This window comes from Deltaproteobacteria bacterium, from assembly GCA_026388545.1.
Taxonomy (GTDB): Bacteria; Desulfobacterota; Syntrophia; order Syntrophales; family UBA2185; genus JAPLJS01.
Window position 1 is genome coordinate 47,145 of record JAPLJS010000107.1, and the last position, 20,741, is coordinate 67,885.

The 20,741-nt window shown below is 45.9% G+C and carries 17 protein-coding genes; 6 read left to right on the top strand and 11 right to left on the bottom strand.

Translation table 11 applies throughout. The annotated features are described in order from the left end of the window. Nucleotides 1-5: 5 nt before the first annotated feature. Together NTW12_12970 and NTW12_12975 are read right to left on the bottom strand one after the other, a co-directional pair. Entirely contained in the window at nucleotides 6-3,062 is a 3,057-nt protein-coding gene (locus NTW12_12970; GenBank protein MCX5847246.1) for an N-6 DNA methylase, read from the bottom strand. A gap of 222 nt (nucleotides 3,063-3,284) precedes the next feature. After that, entirely contained in the window at nucleotides 3,285-4,541 is a 1,257-nt protein-coding gene (locus NTW12_12975) for a hypothetical protein (protein ID MCX5847247.1), read from the bottom strand. Nucleotides 4,542-5,098: 557 nt separating this feature from the next. Between NTW12_12975 and NTW12_12980 the strand changes: the two genes are divergently transcribed. From NTW12_12980 to NTW12_13000, 5 genes are all read left to right on the top strand, one after another. Then, entirely contained in the window at nucleotides 5,099-6,391 is a 1,293-nt protein-coding gene (locus NTW12_12980) for a TolC family protein (protein MCX5847248.1), read from the top strand. Nucleotides 6,392-6,415: 24 nt separating this feature from the next. Further along, nucleotides 6,416-7,597 (top strand): efflux RND transporter periplasmic adaptor subunit, encoded by a 1,182-nt coding sequence (locus tag NTW12_12985; protein MCX5847249.1) that lies wholly within the window; start codon nucleotides 6,416-6,418, stop codon nucleotides 7,595-7,597. Nucleotide 7,598: 1 nt separating this feature from the next. Further along, nucleotides 7,599-8,315 (top strand): ABC transporter ATP-binding protein, encoded by a 717-nt coding sequence (locus NTW12_12990; protein ID MCX5847250.1) that lies wholly within the window; start codon nucleotides 7,599-7,601, stop codon nucleotides 8,313-8,315. A 5-nt stretch (nucleotides 8,316-8,320) separates the two neighbouring features. Next, a complete protein-coding gene (locus NTW12_12995; protein MCX5847251.1) occupies nucleotides 8,321-9,550 on the top strand; it encodes an ABC transporter permease in 1,230 nt (409 codons plus the stop codon). A 115-nt stretch (nucleotides 9,551-9,665) separates the two neighbouring features. Further along, nucleotides 9,666-10,970 (top strand): pyridoxal phosphate-dependent aminotransferase, encoded by a 1,305-nt coding sequence (locus NTW12_13000; protein MCX5847252.1) that lies wholly within the window; start codon nucleotides 9,666-9,668, stop codon nucleotides 10,968-10,970. A 242-nt stretch (nucleotides 10,971-11,212) separates the two neighbouring features. Here NTW12_13000 and NTW12_13005 read toward each other — a convergent pair whose 3' ends face one another. Further along, entirely contained in the window at nucleotides 11,213-11,695 is a 483-nt protein-coding gene (locus NTW12_13005) for a hypothetical protein (GenBank protein ID MCX5847253.1), read from the bottom strand. Between the two features lie 20 nt (nucleotides 11,696-11,715). Beyond that, nucleotides 11,716-12,222, bottom strand: coding sequence for a hypothetical protein (locus tag NTW12_13010; protein MCX5847254.1), 507 nt, complete (start codon nucleotides 12,220-12,222; stop codon nucleotides 11,716-11,718). 427 nt (nucleotides 12,223-12,649) lie between these two features. Here NTW12_13010 and NTW12_13015 point away from each other — a divergent pair, with 427 nt between their 5' ends. Beyond that, nucleotides 12,650-14,773 carry a S41 family peptidase gene (locus NTW12_13015; protein ID MCX5847255.1) on the top strand — a complete coding sequence of 708 codons (2,124 nt, stop codon included), beginning with the start codon at nucleotides 12,650-12,652 and terminating at the stop codon, nucleotides 14,771-14,773. 107 nt (nucleotides 14,774-14,880) lie between these two features. Here the strand turns inward: NTW12_13015 and NTW12_13020 are convergent, their stop codons facing one another. The 7 genes from NTW12_13020 to NTW12_13050 all read right to left on the bottom strand — a co-directional run bounded on the left by NTW12_13020 (nucleotide 14,881) and on the right by NTW12_13050 (nucleotide 20,119). Beyond that, on the bottom strand, nucleotides 14,881-15,660 hold the full coding sequence (locus NTW12_13020) for an FRG domain-containing protein (GenBank protein MCX5847256.1): 780 nt from the start codon (nucleotides 15,658-15,660) through the stop codon (nucleotides 14,881-14,883). A gap of 282 nt (nucleotides 15,661-15,942) precedes the next feature. Then, the gene (locus NTW12_13025; protein ID MCX5847257.1) at nucleotides 15,943-16,365 is read right to left on the bottom strand and encodes a hypothetical protein; all 423 of its coding nucleotides are present in this window, start codon (nucleotides 16,363-16,365) and stop codon (nucleotides 15,943-15,945) included. 247 nt (nucleotides 16,366-16,612) lie between these two features. Further along, nucleotides 16,613-17,365: a GIY-YIG nuclease family protein gene (locus tag NTW12_13030; protein ID MCX5847258.1), complete on the bottom strand. Its 753-nt coding sequence runs from the start codon at nucleotides 17,363-17,365 to the stop codon at nucleotides 16,613-16,615. 176 nt (nucleotides 17,366-17,541) lie between these two features. Beyond that, on the bottom strand, nucleotides 17,542-17,766 hold the full coding sequence (locus tag NTW12_13035) for a hypothetical protein (GenBank protein MCX5847259.1): 225 nt from the start codon (nucleotides 17,764-17,766) through the stop codon (nucleotides 17,542-17,544). Nucleotides 17,767-17,997: 231 nt separating this feature from the next. Beyond that, complete coding sequence (locus NTW12_13040; protein MCX5847260.1) at nucleotides 17,998-18,552, bottom strand: PsbP-related protein; 555 nt, start codon at nucleotides 18,550-18,552, stop codon at nucleotides 17,998-18,000. Between the two features lie 170 nt (nucleotides 18,553-18,722). Next, a complete protein-coding gene (locus tag NTW12_13045) occupies nucleotides 18,723-19,658 on the bottom strand; it encodes an alpha/beta hydrolase (GenBank protein MCX5847261.1) in 936 nt (311 codons plus the stop codon). A gap of 167 nt (nucleotides 19,659-19,825) precedes the next feature. Continuing rightward, complete coding sequence (locus tag NTW12_13050; GenBank protein ID MCX5847262.1) at nucleotides 19,826-20,119, bottom strand: GYD domain-containing protein; 294 nt, start codon at nucleotides 20,117-20,119, stop codon at nucleotides 19,826-19,828. Between the last annotated feature and the right edge of the window lie 622 nt (nucleotides 20,120-20,741).

Consider the following 20,741-nt stretch of genomic DNA (forward strand, 5'->3'; position numbering starts at 1 on the left):
CCATTTTAAGGTGTCAATGCTGGCATAGTTTTGACAAGGTGCACCGTTTCCAGGCTGACGGTGACGATCTTGCCGATGAGACGGATGATGTACTGGGAGTCGTCGGGGCGGTTGGGATCGTTGTCGATGCCGCTGCGGGGATCGGTGCTGACCTGGTACTGATCGATGATCCATTCCAGGGCGGAGCGGTTGCCGAGGCGGTATTCGGAGGCGGCGGGCGGAATACCGCTCAACGTCAGAAAATCATTGACGATAACGGCGGTCTTGTCTTTCGTGAGTTTCATCTTTTCGACACGATAGGTCATGGGGGCGTCGGGGTTTTCGATCCACCGGAGGGGATGTTCAGGCCGGTCTTCGTAATGGATATGAAGGTCCGCCAGTTTTGCCCCTGCCCTGGCAAAATCCCGGAAGTCCGGGGCGAAGGGGATGCGGGGCAGTTCCCGCCGGAGATTGGCGGCGTAGGTCTCCCGGTATGCCGGATGGTGGAGCAGGGCGTAGATATAGTGGAAGATGTCCCATTTCGTTAAGGCCGCATCGCCGTACTGTTCCCTGAATTGCGCCAGTGCTCCGTCCGTGATGTTCTCTCTTCGGTTTGTCCCGTCTTCATTGTATGTGTAGAAAGGAAAACACTGTGTCTTTTCAAGAAAGTCGAGAGAAGGGATCTTGCATGTCATTAATGTCTGAAACGGTTTGGTACTGCCGATGCCACTGACGCAGATGATACGGTTCTCTTTTTCCGTAGCAGAGTCGGGGAAAATGGCGGGCATCTGGTAAACCTCTTCATTCAAGATGCGGTCGAAGAAAAGATGTTGTTTAACAAAGGGGCGATAGAGAGAGTGGCGGATTTTGTCCTCGTTGAATTCGGCAAAACGGCCCCGTTTCAAATCCAGTTTAAGGTCCCTGCTCCAACTGATCTTCCGTTCGTCATTGTTTACAAAATCATCGACGTTGGGTTTCGTTGTCAGACGGCCCCAGCGGGCGACGTGGTCGTTATAGGTTTCGATCATCCGTGCGATATTCTGGGCCAGTTCATCCCGCCGGAAATGATATGCCCAGGTGTCGCGGTTCGTCTTTACGCCGCTGCCGTGAATTTCAAAAATTACCGCATGTTCAGTGTCTGTCTTCGATCCCTTTGACCCCATCGGCAGAAACGTCCCGAAGGCGTTGTCCAGACCGGCGGTGAGCCAGGTATGGTTTTTGTCGGGTGTAATTTCCTGCCATTCGATATTCATCCGCTGCTGTTTCTGATCCAGGAAGTCGTATTTCTGTTCTTTCCGCCAGTATTCATCCAGTCGGGAATAATGAATTTTTATACTTCCCGGCAGCGTGTTGCCCTTTCTCACAAACAGGTTGATGCTTACGCCCACCTGAATGCCGAAGACATTATGCATCGAGCCGGAGAGTTTTGGGTTTTTCCGAACATTACCTCCCAGGTCGAGGACGTAGATGGCGTCGAAATCCTGCGCCAGGTGTTTCCGCATCCCGTCAAAAGCGATCCCCTCGATGAAGCTGTTGTTTGTAATGAAGGCCACGATCCCTTCGTCGCCGATCCGGTCGGACGCCCAGCGGATGGCCTTGACATAGACGTCGGAAAGGGCGTTCTTGTTTGTGGCTTTGGAGCCTTTCGCATAGGTGTCGGCAACCCGTTTATCCATGACCCTGTATTTCCGGTTCTTGTTGTTGTCGTTTTCATTGACCTGCCCGGCGTTATAGGGCGGATTGCTGATGATGACGAAGATGGGCGCCGCCTGCTGGGCCAGGATGCGCTCAGTATTCTCCTCTGTGAAAATCTCGCTCTGTTTCGCCTCCGCCAGCTCGAAGGTGTCGACCAGGCACAGGCCGGGAAATGGCTGATAGGTTCCCGTGAGTTCGTACAAGGCGTGCTCGATGTTCATGGCGGCGATGTAGTAGGGCAGCAGCATCACCTCGTTGCAGTGAATTTCGGAAGCGTATTTGTGGGTTAGCCGGCTCCGCCTGATCTCCCGCATGATCCGCAGGATGAAATTCCCCGTTCCCACGAAGGGATCGAGGATGTGTACTCCGGGATCAGAGAGGGAGCGTCCGAATTCCTTTTTGAGGATATCCTGAACGGATTGGACCATGAAATCCACAACGGGCTGGGGGGTGTAGACGATGCCGTGGGTGTCCGCTACCTTGACGGAAAAGCCCTGGAAGAACTTCTCGTAAACCGTATTAAGAAAAGCCTGCTTCTGCGAGAAGTCGTCGATGGTGGTGGCGGCCGATTCGATGGCCCCATAGAAATGATCGAGTGATTTCAGAAACTCCTTCCGGTTGAAATAGGCCGAGGTCAGGGTCTGGATGACCTTTTCGATCTCATGGGCGATGATGTTGCGCTCCACAAAATCGGGGGTGTCAAAGACCTTCCGGAAGATACGTTCTGTCAGGAGGTGCTGGATGAGCATCTCTTCTACAGCCTGATCGGAAAGATTCGGGTTGAGGGTCTGACGGCACAGGGCGGCGAAGGTGTTAAAGGCCCGGAGGAAGGGCTGGTTATTGATCCGTTCCTTTTCGATCAGTTTGAGAAGCCCCGCCCCCAGTTCCGGCACTTTCAGTTTAAACTCCTCGACAGCCCGCTCCCAGGCCTCATACGCCGGGGGCTGCCAGGAAAAGAAAGTCTGGATAGCCTCTATGAGCTTTTCCGGCCTCGTGATGGAGGCGTTGAAGACCTCCTGGCTGTTCTGATAGAGAATGATACGCTCAGGGGCCTGGAAAAGGATGTTGTCCTTCGGGTAGCCCGTCCTGAATTTCTTCGCGATTTCCTTCTCAAGGTCATCGGTGGTGTCCTTTGCCTCCCAGACACCGTGAATCAGCTTAAAGGCGTCGATCAGGGCGCCATCCACGCGGATGGTCTTCTTCTCTCGTCTGAGGGTGAACTGCTCGGCCAATGTCCATTGAAACTGGTGAGCGCAATGCCGGAGGAGAGCGGCAAAAGCCGGAGCAACGGCTCCTTCAGATAATAGATCGAGTTGTGTCAGATTTGAAATAGCGCTGTAATAGGTCTTGATAACTTTGTGGGTCGGTTTAAGAGACAGGTTCGGCATTTTTCTCTGCTTTCTTTGTCACAATCATATCAGGGATATTGCGTTGATATATTTATTATGTCAATAAAAATATGGTTCATCCGGTTGATGCGCACTTTTGAGTTGATAATCTGTTGAATTGAGCCTTGACTGACTTCACCTACAAGTCCGCAAGCTACTCAATCCTTAAAAGGTAAGGAATGCCTTTTAAAACATTCGATATGACAAGAACGTGGACGTTACCTATTGCTCTCTTGTATGGGAGGAACCTTGTTCCGTTTCTTCCAGTACTTTATAGAAATCTTCGATTTTCTGTTTTAATTGCTTAAATCTAAGCCCCGATACTTCCATTATCTCCGTTATTTGATTTAGCACATTATTGATGTCATTACTCATGTTTTTGTCAACACCTACCACAAAGTCTGTTGTGAAGTGAAATTTTTTCACCTTTATCGATATATCATCTATTAGCCTATCCGCATTTTTCATTAATGTTTTTGCTTCGTAGTCAGTTGCGCTTGTCTTAACAATATCTAAGTTTCTTATTTTCACATCTGTTTCTGGCTCACTTAGAAGATCGTTTGATGTTTCAAATTTCATAGATAGCTTGTCAACGCATTCATTGAATAGTTGGAAGTCTGATATTATTTCATTTATTATATCCTGAAATATCTCTGATATTTTTAGCCCGGTAATTGCTATTTCAGCTTGTTTTCTCGCATCTTCCAAAGAAATCTTATTAAAAACAAGGAACCTCTTAATATTAACTAATTTATTTATAAGAGGATATTCTTGGCTACAGTAAGTCAACAACATAAACAGATAGTATATAGCGTAAACAAGAAAGGGAATTTGGATGTCCTCTATTGATATACTATCTCGACTTACTCTAAGGAGTTCTATTAATCCCCAAAGACCTACAATTGAACATAATAACATCACTAATAAGATAAAATTTATACTCTTAGAACGCATATTTTTTGATTCGTATAGTGGCATGGGGAGCATGAAAAAGCTGCATAAGATAAGGGAAAGTATCGCCGTACCTTGCATGATATTGGAGATATAGATGGAGTATTTTGTTATCTGTGAAGGGATATTACTCATTAAATAAATTATTATGATTACTAGTGAAGCACGCATGAGATGCAGTGTTAAATATGCCCTGTTACTTCCTAATACATAAGTCGAAAAGCTAAACCTCTTTTCATGTAAAGGTAAATTGATCTTTGGCACGAATATTTTGATAATTTGGTATATATCTATACATAGGGAAATTGAGACAGTAATTATAACGATATTCCCAATTAAGTATTTACCAGCATCCAGTCGGTTGATGATAATCCATATTACAGTTGCAATACTCCCGATAATTGCCCATTTCGTCCAGCCTGGGCGCATTAATGTTTTATCTAAATATATTATTTCGCTATCAAGATATTTTACGAATTGATCTTTTTGACTGTTGAGATCATGCGCTGGTTCATTTTTGTGCGACATTGAGTCTCCCTTTTAGCCTATTATTCATATAATAAAGTCTCATATAGGTAAGATCGTGATAGGCGAATCTGGGAACACTGTACTAGGTTTTATCCCCCAAAACGATTTCAAAATATTGAGGATTTGCAGTGGAAATCTACACCTTTCCACAAGCTTTGTCAAACGTCACCTTCAGGAAGTACGCATCAACCGGATGAACCAAAAATATGAAATAAGAAATGGACCTGATAGACTGAGGTTTCTATCTAACAGGCGCCATCCGCCAATACCCAAGGGGCGCTGTTTATAAAACATTCTCTCTGAATAATGAGCGCTGATAAAAGAGGTGTTAAAGATCATACAATATCCATGTGCTTTTAAATAACCATATAATATCAAATCGTTACATCGCCATTGAGGCGACTGGTATGGTAATTGCTGTTCTGATGAAAATAATATCGCCATGACATGATTGACAGAAATAAATTATATTTTTGATATTTTGATGATAAGGTACGGCAAAATTTATTGAAGCCTTAAAATCTTTCATCGAAAAGATAGAAGTATAGATTGGTTATATGCAAAAAATCATTTTTTTCTTGCTTTCCATAGTATTGATAGTACCTCTCAACGCAGGTGCAGAGGAACTCATAAAAAAAGGCGATACACTCGACCTCCGACAATGTATTGAAATATCCCTCAAAAAACAGCCAAATATCGTTGCAGCGATGGGGAGCGTAAATATTTACCAGAGCAGGATCGGTCAAGCAAAAGCGAATTATTACCCGCAGATCAACTGGTCATCCAATTACAGCAGAATTTACAGCAAAAACGCTACTGTCTCGCCCCGCCTTTCCGGGGGAAGTGATGCCTATGACCAATATCAGAGTAACGTGACGCTGAGCCAGAACATCTATGATTTTGAAAAGACATCAACCCAGGTAAAGATTCAGAATCTGAACCTCGATTCATCCCGAAGGGATCTTGAAAATGTTTCAAGTCAGATCGTTTTCGGTGTTAAACAAACATATTTTACTGTTTTGCAGGCGAAAAGGAACCGGGATGTCGCTATAGAAACGGTTCAGCAGTTCCAGCAGCATTTAGACCAGGCAAAGGGTTTTTTTGAGGTAGGTACGAAGCCGAAATTTGATGTGACAAAGGCAGAGGTCGATTTAAGTAATGCGAAACTGAATCTCATCAAAGGGGAAAACGCTCACCGAATCGCAAGAGTGAATCTTAACAACGCAATCGGTATTCCGGAGGCGCCGGAGTACAACATAGTCGACGACTTTGGCTTCCAGAAGTATCAAATGTCTTTCAATGATGCCCTGAAACAGGCCTATGCCGGCCGACCCGACCTCCAGTCTATCATTACAAAAAAGGAAGCTTCGGAAAAAACTATTGAACTGCAAAAAAAAGGCTACTATCCGACGTTATCAGGTAATGCGGGCTATGGCTTCGGCGGGGAAGAGTTTCCCCTTGATAGAGGATGGAACGTTGGGGCGACACTCACGTTTCCCCTTTTCAGTGGTCTTTCAACAAAATACCAGGTAGAGGAAGCCAGGGCAAATCTGGACATTCTGAGGGCCAATGAAGAGTCTCTGAGGCAGGCAATCCACCTCGATGTGGAGCAGGCATACCTGAATTTACAGCAGGCAAGTGAGAGTATTTCCACTGCCGAACTCGCGGTGCGGCAGGCAACGGAAAACATTGAGCTTGCCAATGGGAGGTATGCCTCCGGTGTGGGCAGTCCTATAGAGGTCACCGATGCCCTTGTATCACACTCCAACGTGAAAACAGCCTATATTGCTGCGCTTTATGACTATAAGGTCGCTCAGGCAAGCATGGAGAAAGCCATGGGCGAGAAATAAGAAAGGGTGCGCAAGAGAAGGAAAATGAAAAAGAAAATCATCATTGGTATCACCATCGTCCTTATAATACTGGCAGCAGGCGCGTTTTTCTTTTTTAACAATAAAGAAAATGGCCCGAAATTCAGAACGGAAAAGGTGGGAAAAGGAGATATTAAGGCAACGGTGACTGCGACAGGGACGATGAATGCCGTCGTAACGGTCCTCGTCGGGACACAGGTTTCGGGAACGATCAAGACCCTTTACGTCGATTTCAATTCTCCTGTTAAAAAGGGCCAGATTCTGGCCCAGATAGATCCTGCAACATTTCAGGCTCAGGTCGAACAGGCAAGGGCCAATGTTCTCCTGGCGAAGGCAAACGTACAGAAGTCAGAGGCTGCCCGCCTTGATGCAAAGAGAATCATGGAAAGAAACAGGGTCCTTTTTGCCAGGAATTTCATTGCAAGGAGCGACCTTGATACTTCGGAAACAAATCATCAATCGGCTGTAGCCCAGCTTTCAGCCTCGAAAGCCCAAGCTGAGCAGGCAAAGGCAGCCCTCGATTTTGCGGAGATCAACTTGAGGTACGCAAAGATCGTCTCACCTGTGGACGGGACGGTCATATCAAGAAACGTGGATGTCGGCCAAACAGTAGCCGCAAGTTTCCAAACGCCGACTCTCTTTAATATCGCCCAGGATCTTACAAAGATGCAGATCGACACCAATGTCGACGAGGCGGATATCGGCAAAATCAAGGTTGATCAGCCCGTGGAGTTTACCGTTGATGCATACGCCGATATAACTTTTAAAGGAAAGGTTTCTGAGGTCCGAAGCGCTCCTACCACCGTTCAGAATGTGGTAACCTACGACGTGGTGGTCAAGGTAGACAACCCCGATCTCAAACTGAAGCCGGGGATGACGGCTAATGTCTCGATTATACTGGCGGATAAAAAGGGGGTTCTCAGAATACCCAATGCGGCCCTGAGGTTCAGGCCCGCTGAAAAAGGAGCTGAAAGAGGAAAGGAAGCACTTGCCCAGAAGGGACCCGGTGTATGGGTTCTGGAAAACAGAAAGCCAAAACGAATCAGTGTGGCCTTAGGTATCAGTGACGGGAATTATACCGAAATCATTTCCGATAATTTGAAAGAGAGTAATGAAATAATTGTGGAAGAAACAGGCGGCGGGAAAAAGGGTAACACACCGCCGGCCGGTCCGGGATTTATACGATAAAATGGCACTGATTGAGACAGCGGATCTATATAAAATTTATGAATTGGGCGAGACTGCCGTCCATGCCCTCGATGGGGTGTCCGTGAAGATTGAACAGGGAGAGTTTGTCGCCATTATGGGTCCGTCGGGTTCCGGAAAATCGACCTTCATGAATGTCGTAGGGTGCCTTGACCAACCAACGAAGGGTCAATACCTGCTTGATGGGATTGATGTCGGCAGTCTCAATCGTGATGAACTGGCGTCTATCAGAAACGCGAAGATCGGTTTCGTTTTCCAGGGGTTCAACCTTCTTCCAAGAACGTCGGCGCTTGAAAATGTGGAGCTGCCAATGCTGTATAATAATGTTTCGCACGGCGAAAGAAAAAAACGCTCCCTGGAAGCCCTGAAAACCCTGGGACTGGAGGGGAGAGAACATCACAACCCTAATCAGCTCTCCGGCGGGCAGCAGCAGCGGGTTGCCATTGCCAGGGCACTGGTAAATGACGCACCCCTTATCCTTGCCGATGAGCCGACGGGAAACCTGGATACAAAGACAAGCATTGAGATCATGGAGCTCCTGGTCAGGCTGAATCAGGAATCGCATATTACAATCGTCCTCGTCACCCATGAACCGGATATCGCAACCTATAGTCGGCGAACCATCCGTTTCCTCGATGGACGGGTCGTCAGCGACGAAAGAAAAGAGCCTGTCGAAGAAAAAGGTATCATGACCGGGTAAAAAATATGATCAACATTCCGTCGACATTAAAAATCTCCCTCCGTGCACTCAGGGTCAACAAGATGCGCTCGGCGCTTACCATGCTCGGGATTATCATCGGCGTGGGCGCAGTCATTGCCATGCTTGCCGTCGGCACAGGGGCGAGCGAGAGAATATCACAGCAGATTGCGAGCATCGGGAGCAACCTCATCATTATCCTTCCGGGAAGTACAACATCGGGCGGTCTGAGAATGGGATCGGGCGGCCAGCCCACCCTTACCAAGGACGATGCCGATGCCATCCTCAAGGAATGCTCGGCTGTTCAAGATGTGGCGCCCGTCCTCAACGGCGCCGCCCAGGTTGTCTACAGCAATCAGAACTGGTCGACAGGTGTTTACGGGACCACACCGGGTATGCTGAACATCAGAGACTGGCCGCTTGCTTCAGGGAGGCCCTTCACGGAGCAGGATGTAAGGAGCGCCACAAAGGTCTGTCTCCTGGGGATGACTGTTATGGAGAATCTCTTTGGAAGCATAGACCCGGTAGGCCAGGTCATCAGGATAAAAAAGGTCCCCTTTACGGTGATTGGTGTCCTGGATCGGAAGGGTCAGTCCCCGCAGGGGCAGGATCAGGATGATACTATTTACATCCCCGTTACCACGGCACAGAAAAAGATATTCGGGACCACTTTCCCCGGTATGGTCCGTACCATTATGGTGAAGGCAAAAAGCTCGGAGGATCTGAATGCGGCGGAGAAACAGATCATCGAATTGCTTCGGCAGAGGCACCATATCGGTCCGAAAAAGGATAATGACTTTACAGTACGCAACCTGACCCAGATTATGCAGGTGGCAGAGCAGTCGACAAAGGTGATGACCCTTCTTCTGGGCGCCATTGCCTCGGTATCGCTTCTGGTCGGCGGCATCGGGATCATGAACATCATGCTGGTCTCGGTGACGGAACGGACAAGAGAAATCGGAATCAGGATGTCCGTCGGCGCCAAAACCTGGGATATCAGGCTGCAATTCATCATTGAGGCGCTCACCCTTTCTCTGATCGGCGGGATCATCGGAATTATCGCCGGTGTTACCGGCTCAAAAATTATTGCAGCATTTGCCGGCTGGTCCACCATCGTTTCACTGCTCTCCATATTTATGGCGTTCGGCTTTTCCGGACTCGTGGGAATATTCTTTGGATTTTACCCCGCCTACAAAGCCTCTCTTCTCAACCCCATAGATGCCCTGAGGTATGAGTAAATATACCTGGCATCAACATTCATGAGAGCCTTACAATCAAAAAATATTGGCTATTTTATATGAACTGTATTATACAAAAATGTATATTAGCTTTTAAAGTGCCAATGAGGTGTGTATGAGATTCGATATTGCGAAAGGCGGCAGTGGTCTGGTGTATGAAATACGACAGATCGTCAATGTGGCCAACAAGCTAAAAGAGTATGGCATAGAAGTAACCTGGGAAAATATTGGCGACCCCATTCATAAAGGTGAAAAAATACCTGACTGGATGAAAGAGGTTCTCATTGAAATTCTCAGGGACGACCATTCCTACGGATATTGTCCCACCAAAGGCGTGGACGAAACCCGTGAATTCCTCGCAGATCGCGTGAATAAAAAGGGAAACGTGCAGATAACCGCTGACGATATCGTATTTTTTAACGGTTTAGGTGATGCGATCGCCCGTGCTTATAGTTCCATCCGTGTGGATGCACGGATCATCATGCCTGAACCGACGTATTCAACCCATCTCCTGGCGGAAGTTCTCCACGCCTCCTTCCCGCCGAATACCTACCGGATGAATCCGTATCGGGACTGGTCTCCGGATATCCGTGAACTCGAACAGAAAGTGCGAAGCCACAAAGCAATCGTCGGTATTCTGGTTATCAATCCGGACAATCCCACCGGTTTTGTGCATTCTCCGGAGACACTCAAACAGATTGTGGATATTGCCAAGGAGTATAACCTCTTCCTGATTTTTGATGAGACGTATATCAATATCGTCTACAACGGGAAAAAAACGGTGAACCTGGCAGATATCATCGAAGATGTGCCCGGCATCAGCATGAAGGGCATCTCCAAAGAGTTCCCCTGGCCCGGCTCGCGGTGCGGCTGGATGGAAGTGTATAATATTCATAAAGACGAGAAGTTCAAGGACTACATCGATACCATAGTGAACCAGAAGATGTCGGAGGTCTGTTCCACGACATTGCCGCAGATGGCGATTCCGAAAATCATGACCCATCCGGAGTATCAGAAATACCTGGATGATCGTATCCGCCATTACGAAAGACTTTCCAACATCGCATACAATAGTCTCAAGGATGTTCCCTATCTCATTGTGAACAGGAGTAACGGTGCATTCTACATGTCGGTGGTTTTTAACGAGGCATCACTCAATGACAGGCAGAAGCTGCCTATTGAACAGCCTGATATCAAGAGGTATGTTGAAAAGCTGACGTCTGAAAGGATTGAGTTTGATAAACGGTTTGTTTATTACCTTTTAGGTTCCACAGGGATTTGCGTTGTGCCGCTGACGTCTTTCTTTACATCCGTCCCCGGCTTCAGGATGACCTTGCTCGACAGGGACGAGGATAAATTTGAATATGTCATGAAAACCCTCGCCGAAAAAACAGTCGAGTACATAGAGTCTGCACATTAATACCCTACAATGATAGAGAAATGCCGGGTTCATCAGGTTCATGCGTACTTTTGAGTTGATAATCTGTTGAATTGAGCATTGACTGACTTCACCTACAAGTTAACGGTTTTCGATTTGGGATTGAGGTGAGGATTACCAATTAAACTATGTGTTCTACTATGGTTTCATCAGATCCATAGTCAGAGCAGGGAGGCATCCTTTTTTTCTTGTCTGGCATGATTTACAGAGGATTTATAGGGACATTATTGTCTTACCGCATACATAACTTCGCTGACAAACTTTCCCGCGATTCTGTCATCTAAATCAGAAAACAATGCCACACCCGAAACTGTTCGATAACTTGAATCTATCGTGTATTGACCTACAATTTTATCTTCATAATAAATAACCACTTCACCGGATATCTTTCCGGGAGGAGCTAAAGGCCCTATGAAAACGGTTGCGGCAGCCGATGCCGTTTCAACTTTCGTGATCTTGATGGAGAGTCTTACCGACTTTGAATCTGTCTCCCACCATCCTTTATCATCAAGATATTCCTGTATTTTCTTTTTTATCAGAGGGAGTAAGTTGTCTGGTGCGTTTACCCCTTGAGCATAAGTGACCTCATACTGAATTGGGATGTAATGAACGGACGGCGTTGTGGGCTGCGTTGTTGTTATCCGACTTGCACATGCCGATATTAAAATTAATAAACTCAATGCCAATAAGATCAATAATCGTTTCATATTGCCCCCCATTACATGCTTTAGCAATCCATATTCTTTCGAATCTCTGCAATGACCTCAATATTCCGATCCCTGTCTCTTGACCACACTAATGCGAACGCCAGCGAAAGTGCCGTGATACCCGCAATCCTCAGAGCGCACTCTGCGACGATTGGCAATCCTGAATTGGTCAATGCTGACCAAGCGAAAGCGTAGCTTCCAACCATCAGCATGAGCTTCATATAGGACGCGAAGCTCATATACCACGATGCTCCACCTCCAGAAACTACGGGGTTTTCGAGCTTCTGCATGTTTAGGACAGCGCGTCTCTCATAGAACTTGAGGGAAGATACGTGAACGAAGACAGCAAGAGAAAAGAGCGCCAGCATGAGATAAGCGAGGTTCCCCAACGGGTGGGGGAGGTTATGAAGTTTTTCGACTCCCAGCCCGACGATGCCAATATAGGCGAACGGCACGTACCACAGTTGAGATGAATACCACCTTGATCTTTGGTTTAGCTCCTTCCACGTTTCTTTATCGTCAACCATAAATGCCTCCCCCGCGCATCTAACTACTGATTATATGGTTTCCGCAAAATACAAGTTTAGTTGATCATCAATAGATGTCTGACAATTTCCTCAAACATCTCTAAAATTTTGAAGATTACGATACGAACTCTACACATTCCTATGGGGCATGTCAAATATTGACTTCAGGAAGAAACAAATGACCCCAAGTGGTTAGAAGAATTGTCTGTCAGCGTGTGCGCATTTCAGCCAGCATTCAAGGGCTTGGTCAAATCATCCTAACTCTAGCTTTGTATTTGCCATACTCAACTCCAACCGCATGCAATTTCCCTTTTCCCTTGACAGAACCACTCTGCCCTTCTAATGTCACAATCGCACGATTTATCATACAGAGCAAAAGGATGGACAGCCATGACCCGGTGCGGCGGGAAGAACAGAGAGCATGAGCATGTGCGATAGAAGAGTCGAAAACATCTCAGGAAGCGCCCCTGGAGACAATCACCGTAGCCGCTTCAGCAGCAAGGGAAGGTTCTGTTTCCGGAAGCTGCTGCTTCTGTTGTTGCTCCTGCTGTTACCCGTTTCCTCACTGGCCGAAAACCTTACCTGCAACCGCCTGTCCATGCTGATGGAAGGGTTCCTAGCCAACCACTACGCGATGAAGAATATGACCGGGGAGATCAGGACTCACGCTGTCGACCAAATGATCAAGAGTCTTGATCCCTCTAAAACGCTGCTATATGAGTCCGATTTGGAAAGGTGGAGGCCAGTTCTGCAAGACTGGTTTGTAAGCATGAAAGCGGGCGACTGTGCAACGCTGCAGCAGGTTTACAACGTGCTCGTCGAGCGGGTTCGTGAGAACGAGGCCATTGTCAAAAAGATTCTGGGGCCAGACTACCGAATCGACGAGACGGTGGAGCTGAACATCAACGTAGACAAGCGCCCCTATGTAAAGACGGAGGTGGAAAAGCAGGAGCTCCTGAGAAAGGTCGTGCAATTCCAGATCGAAAACGCCCTGCTGGCAGGTGTCGATTTGGCGGAAGCTAAAAAGCAGCAGATTCACAAGTATGAGCTACAGACGATGCGGGTGGTCGAGCATAATCCCGAAAAGCTCATTACGAGCGCAGCCAAGGCCTTTGCCCTGGCTCTGGACCCCCACAGTTCCTACCTGTCCCCGGAAAACATGGAGGACTTCCGCATTCTGATGCAACTGTCCCTCGAGGGAATCGGCGCCTCTCTCAGTAATGAAAACGGGTTCACCATCATCGAGGAGTTGATTCCCGGGGGAGGCGCAGAACGCTCGGGCCTGCTGAAGCCGAAGGACAAGATCATCGCCGTGGCCCAAGAAGGGGAAAAGCCCGTTAATGTCATCGACATGGACCTGCGCGACATTATCAAGATGATCCGCGGCAAGAAAGGCACGCAGGTAACCCTGACAATTCTGCGGCAGGCGGAACGCACGTACCGCTTCGACATCACTATCATGCGCGACAAGGTCGACATCAAGGAGCAGGAGGCCAAGATCTACTACGAGACAAGGACAGTAGGCAGCAGGCAGTACCTCTTCGGTGTGATAGATCTTCCTTCCTTCTATGGTGACGAGAGGGGGAATAAGTCCTGTTATGAAGACGTGAAAAAACTTCTCGCGGAGGCCAGGCGTAAGCATGTCGATGGAATCATGCTGGACCTGTCACGCAACGGGGGAGGCCTGCTCAAGGAGGCGGTGCGCCTTGCCGGCCTTTTTCTTGGCAAGGGCGGAATCGTGGCGACCAAGGACAGCAACGAGCAGGTGACTATTCTTGCCAATGGTTCAGCCGCATCGGGGACGGAAGGCGACAAGCGCAATATGATTACATTCCCCGCGGAAGACCCCCACGAGCTCTACACGGGTCCTCTTGTCGTACTGACGAGCCGCCTGAGCGCATCAGCCAGCGAGATCGTGGCGGGTGCTCTCAAAGACTACCATCGTGCTGTGATCGTCGGGTCGGACCATACCTTCGGCAAGGGGTCCGTGCAGGTGCTGATGCCCCTGCCCTGGGATCTGGGCGGCATGACAGTCACCACGGAGATGTATTTCCTGCCCGGCGGCAATTCCACACAGAAGATGGGCGTCGAAGCGAATGTAAAGCTGCCTATCTGGTTCATTCTCGAAGATATTGGTGAAATGGCGCTGGATTACCCGCTTCCGGCCCAGGCAATCACGCCCTTCCTCGGCATCCAGGGAAACACCGCGCCGCTCTGGAAAACTGTGGAGCAGCCCATGCTCGCGGAGCTGGCAGCAAGGTCCAAGGCCCGGGTCACCAAAGACGCGAAGTTCGCCGAGATCATCAAGAACAACAAAGAGGCCGTCGGCAAGAAGGGTGTTATCCGGCTTGCCGACTTACGCAAGGAGATGGAGAAGGAAAGCGGCGGCAAGAAGAAGGAGACGCTTCCTGAGGTTAAGCAGAAAGCCCGAAACCAGTATGCTCCTTTCGTGAACGAGAGCATCAATGTTTTACTCGATATGGTGACGCTGGGGTCAACCCTGCCTGTGCCGCCGGCGCTTCATGCCGAGACGGGTATGTCCGGACGTTGAACAAGGAAGAGTTGTCGTTGATGTCACCTACAAGTAAACGATTTTGGAATTACTTGCTGTTTGCGAATTACGGTTTGAAAGCAATTAATCAAGTGCCATAACTCTTTTTATATTTGCGGAATTTCAAGCTTCATGTTTGCATTCATACATGCTCCATAAAGATCGGGAAAAAGAGAAGCATGATTTATATTCATTCTTGCCAGAGACTTAAGACATGCTACTCGATCATCATTCGGAATCTCAATGCGCACAAGTGTGACTTTGGATTGATCAGGGGGGAAATGCTGTTCAATCCATGATTTGATCTCAAAAAAGCCCGAGCATTTACTGAAAAGTCCGGATTGTGAAAGAAGACGAGCATTCTCGTCAGATAATGGGTTGAAAAATGTTATCAATTCCTCAGTTTTACCTAATTTTTCTAATTCGTCACTTTTATCGGTGACCGAATTTTTATTTAGCATCCATACAATGCGTGTATCTGTTTTAGAAGAAGTATCATCCTCTTCTGAAAATGCAAAAAAAAGTGCCACGTACGGTGATGCTGTCCAGTCCAATAGTGGTGTGGATAGCCCATTGTGTTGCCCAAGAGCCCATAAAGCATCGTCATCTTTTAAATCAGGTGGATTGGGGCCACGCCTCCCACGGATTGCATAGCGAAAATGCTCTAAATGTTTTGTGGTTTTTTCTTTCTTGGCGGGATCTTGTTTTAGTTTTCTTGTTAATGTGGGCTCTAGAAGCCAAGTGTTAATGCGATGCCCACGAAAGACATAGTGAGGGTAGTCAAGCAACTCAGTGACGACCTCGTTAAATTCAGTCCAAGTATTCAGACGGACTTCTTTTTGACCGTGGGGCCGGTCAGTAATTTTTCCAGGTAGAGATACCACCATTTATCTATCCTCCCATGCATATTAATTTAACTACTTACAATAATGACATCGCATAATGATTTTGATTTGTCGCTGTTTACAGTGATACACATTATCGATTTAAAGAAAGTCTACTAAAATCGCCGTATGCTCTCTTTCAGGAAGGACTTGATACAAATGCCTGAATTTTCTTTTTTTTGCAAGCCTCAAATCATCTTAATCGCTGTCTACACCTACGAGTCAAGCATACAAAATTTAATGAAATGTTGAGAATTACAATTTGAAATCGAGTAACATTGCGGGTCAGCGGGAGCCAGATTTATTGGCAATCCGTTGCAACCGCTGGTTAGACCCTCGAAAATACTCATTTACGACCTTCTCTAACTTATAGTCATCCAATGAGTTTCGGTTTATCTTCGGAAGATGATCTTTCGGAATAAGGAAGATTTTTGTGTCATCCAGCTTCAGCGTTCGATCATATCCACGGAGGTAAACTATGGCCAAAAGGTCATATATTTTCTTTTTTCCCGGCAACTTGGGGAAAGTGCCTTTGGCGGTTGTTTTTACTTGAATAAGCCTAATCTGCCTACCTTTTAATGCCACTAGGTCATTACCAGAATCTTTAATTGGTGGGGCTGCTTGAATTTTGTATTGAAGGAGCCGCAGCTGTACTAACAATTCCCCAATTGTCCCGATCATCATTTTTTCATCGATAGGATTTGCCATGTCATTAATTCCTTTGGGTCTAACAATTCTGTCGAAAAAAGCCCTTTTGCGTAAATGTAGTATTCCGATCATCTCGGGTTTTTCAGATTGTCAATTTAGCTGTGCTGATTCATTTTTCCAGCGGTGCACCATTCCATTTCATTCAATCCATGAAGCCGCCGGATCTTTTTTCCTTTCGAGCGCCTCTCCCATATTCCATCACCTCAGGCAAATCCCAACCTGTTAGTTAGTAAAATATGTTTGGGGATCACAACCTTTCTGTTTCTGGCTTCTTATCTCCGAGACATTTAATAAAATCTTCCCAAGTTACATTCGATTCTACTTTATCCGGTTCTGTTTCACAGAATAAGTTCCAGATTCCACTATTTATCATAGTTTTGACAACGTTCGTTGCGCTTCTTTTGCCTATATTCATTGTGAGATAATCAGTGACCTTGTTCCATCTATCATCAATTGCCCTCTGCTTAGGTTCTGCATTTTTAAATTCCTTTATTTCTTTTCTCTTCAACAAAACCTCTTTACTTTCCTCAGGATCATAACCGAAAAGATGAAACAACCAACGCATTCGATTTTTTTTTATCATAGAATCAAGTTCGCTAATCTTATTTTGGTACTCCATTTCCCAAGCTTTTTGATCCTTTTTACCGAAAATGACCGGTTTCCTCAACATTTGTTTTACGTATTCTGGGGGATCATACGATGAGGCATTAAGAATGCCAGCATAATTATATCCTTTTTCCCAAGCATCATACTTGTCAACAAAATATCTTTCGCGTTCCATTAGCCTCTTATCGGATTCATTATAAACATGCTCTAGAATAATGAAGTCTAAAGTGCTGCCATCATCCTTTTTCCAGTCGATCTGCAACTCTCTGTTATGGTGCTCTCCCTTTTGCAGAAGATTTATATGATTCTTCCACCTCTTCTCAATGTTCTTTGACGATCCAATGTACATTTTGCCGTTCGCACGATTTTTAATCATATAAATACCCTGACTCATGAACCAACCGCCTCAGTCATAAAAATAATTTTTGAACAAAACCAGAGAAACCACCCTCGACAGTATCCATTTTGCTTGATCAAGCCTTTGTAATCACAATCCCCTATGTGAATAAATGGGACAGATTTATTTATTCCATTCGATTTTCTTTGAAAAATTCAGCCATCCTTTGTCAGTTAACACTGAAGCACCGATAACCATGAGATGTCCCACGGATATTCGGGGTCTCGATAAAGATGATCGTCATTGATGGGAATTTGAGAGTGATCATCCATGACGTGTTCAACGGATGGCGGGCCGTGGGCTTTGGGAGGGGGGTTTGATTTGATAAGCCAGATACCAAGATGTTTCAGTATGGCTTTAATAATTTCACCGTCTTCTATGCTGCTAATAATACGCATGGTTCCCTGGCATTTCGGACAGATGAGGGGATCAACTTCGTATATTTTCTAAATTAACTTAGCCCATTTTCGCCGGTGCGCTTTTGCATCCTCTTCAGATTCAATAATGCATGGTATGTCGTCATCCTCTGCGCTTTCCTATCTTTTCCCTCGCGACACGTTGCTGTAGTAGCCGTAGTACCTGACCATCTGCTCCCCCTTGTTCGGTATTACTTCATTTCAATATTACACCTATCTTCCGAAGCTGAACGTTGAAACAGTTTCAATAAATGTATTTTCTAATCCGCCATATAATTCAGGTAATGTCCCACAATTAATTATGAAAAGTTTTTCATTATTAACGGTCAAGAATGTGAGAATTTTCATTGCAACTTTAATACCCAAAAAACTATAACTTTCAGCATGTTTCAGCATAAATGCTTTTCTATTATCGATTTTAGTAACCGCGGATGAAAGCAAGACTGCGTCCGGAGAACTCCTTTTAACTCCCTCCATGAACTTAGCTACCTCTTTTTCAGACATCATTTCCGCAGTGTAATTTTTGGGAAGATTCTTGACAATTATTGCTATATTTGAACCATGCTTTTTTTCAACGGCTTGCACAACAATGCCGCCTTCAGTGTAACCTTTCGTTAGATTCCAACCACGTGGGAATATGATTTTAAACTTGTATTTAGCGTCGTTGTAAAGGTTATTGGAGGTTTTTGGCGAAGCTAACCCTAAGCCTGAATGTATCGGTAACAAAAGACAGATAATAAGAATTATGAGAGGCGTTGTTCTTCTCATATGCAATTCTTTATTCCATTGTGATATTTTACTTAAATCTTGTCAATAACAAAAAATCTCCGAGACTCATCATTGCCAATTGGAAGCTGCTATCCTTTTCCAAAGCCTTTGTTCATTGACTTCAGGAAGAAGCAAAGGCTATCTCCACTGAAGTAAGGTATCCCATTAATTCATTTGGATAGAAACTCCAATGCCAATTGGTTGAATTTCTCCGGATACTCTTCATGGGGAGTATGACCGGCCTTTTCAAAGACCACTAATTGCGACCCCTTCCACAGGGCATTCAATTGCTGGGATCGGTCCAGGGGGATGCCTATGTCCTCCTGGCCGTGGATGAGCAATATCGGTTTATTGAGTTGGGCAAGCTTTTGTGCCTCTTCCTGGACATAAGGGTCCTTAAGGACCTGGCGCAGGATATACATGATTCCACCATAGGAACCTTTGATTCTTAAGGGCCGGAGAACCTCTTCAGCGTAATCATCAGTAACCTTTTGGGGATCATAAAACCAGACGGTTTTTATATTTTTTTTCATCAGGCCATCGCCCGGGAGGGCGTTTAGGAATTCCCCCACGAAAGGAAGCTGGTAAACCATTCCGGTGGTGGTCATGGGATAGGGAATCACCGCTGGGTCCACCAGGATCAGGCGGTCAACCCTTTCCGGAAAGTGGGCCGCTACATAAACCGATATGCCGCCGCCCATTGACTGGCCCACCAAGGAGGCCTTGTTGATTTTCAAGGCGTCCATAAAGCCAACAATCTGCTTTCCATAGCGTTCAAAAGAATACTCATTCTCTTTTAACCGCTCACTATAACCCCACCCCCAAAGGTCCACGGCATAGACCTTGAATTTTTTAGCCAGGTCATCGATGTTCTTTTTCCACATGACGGAATGGTAGAGGAAGCCGTGAATCAGGATAACTGGTTTACCCGCTCCTTTTTCCAGGTAATGGACTTTTTTTGCGTCCACCAGAACAAATTTACCCTGGGCCCATTTTGATACGGCCTCCTCATAAGTCATCGTCTCTTTGGAGTTCAGGGAGGGCAGGATAATAACGAAAAGCACCAAAACTGCCAGGACCAAAAGCACCAGGTATCTTTTTTTCATGGTTCCCTCCTTTTTTTGGCATGGTATTGTAAAATCTTCTAAGCCTTTTAGCTTAAAAGCGGGAGGAATTCTGTTTTTTTAAAAAAAACTATTTGTATGGTGGCGCACTATCATCTGATCGTAACAAAAACTTTGGAAGTTGCTGTTCCTTAATTTAACCGATATGGCTATGGTAATTTCTTAACTATCTTTTCAAACTCTTCTACTGTAAATGCCTTAAGTGTCGTAGTTTTGACGAATCCTGCAGCGCCCATTCCCAGTAAAAAGGTCAAAGCGGCTTCGTCATTGGGAGCTTCACCAATACCTACGTAGTCGTATTCTCCCATGGTAAGGTAAAACCCTGTCATTTTGCCCCCCATCTTTTCCATTATTTTTGCGTTGTCTTTAACTCGCTGCGGCCCGCTCTTGATTGTCTTAATCCCTTGCTCTGTTAATTTCATCAACACAATGTAAGTTGGCATAGCTTTACCCTCCTTTTTGATTGACTATATAGATAGAGCGCCACCTCATGTCCCATATACTCTCAATATGTGTGATCAAAATAACATCTGAAACTTCACAGAATTCATTAATGAAATATCATTTCACTATATCTGCCAATTACAAAACACAAAACCCCGTTCCTTTAGAGAAACGGGGTTTCATCATTCAATCCATCACACCCTCCCTGGGTGTAGAGTTATAAATCAGTCAATAATTTACCGCATGGATTAACTGATACTCCTAAACTTATCAAATATCAATGCTATTTTGCGGATCAAACCAGAAAGAAAAGGGCTGAAACATGCCCTTGAGTCGGGGTTTTGAAGGCCAGAATCGACGATCAGGTATGGGGAAGGGGTAGGGTAGCCAGCAAACCGTAAGATAGCGATTTAATCAATCATCGGAGTTGCACACTCCAAGAGTTACAGAAAGATATTTTACATCCCCTTATAGAGTCTCTAACTTTTCTTCTACAGCAAATTGAGGGGTGGTTTTATAACCCCCTGTAATTATTGAATCGTTCTTTGAAAAATCGGGAATATTTCAAATATGCGGTGCCACAGATATTAGTGATTATCCTTGACAATAGATGAATCATTC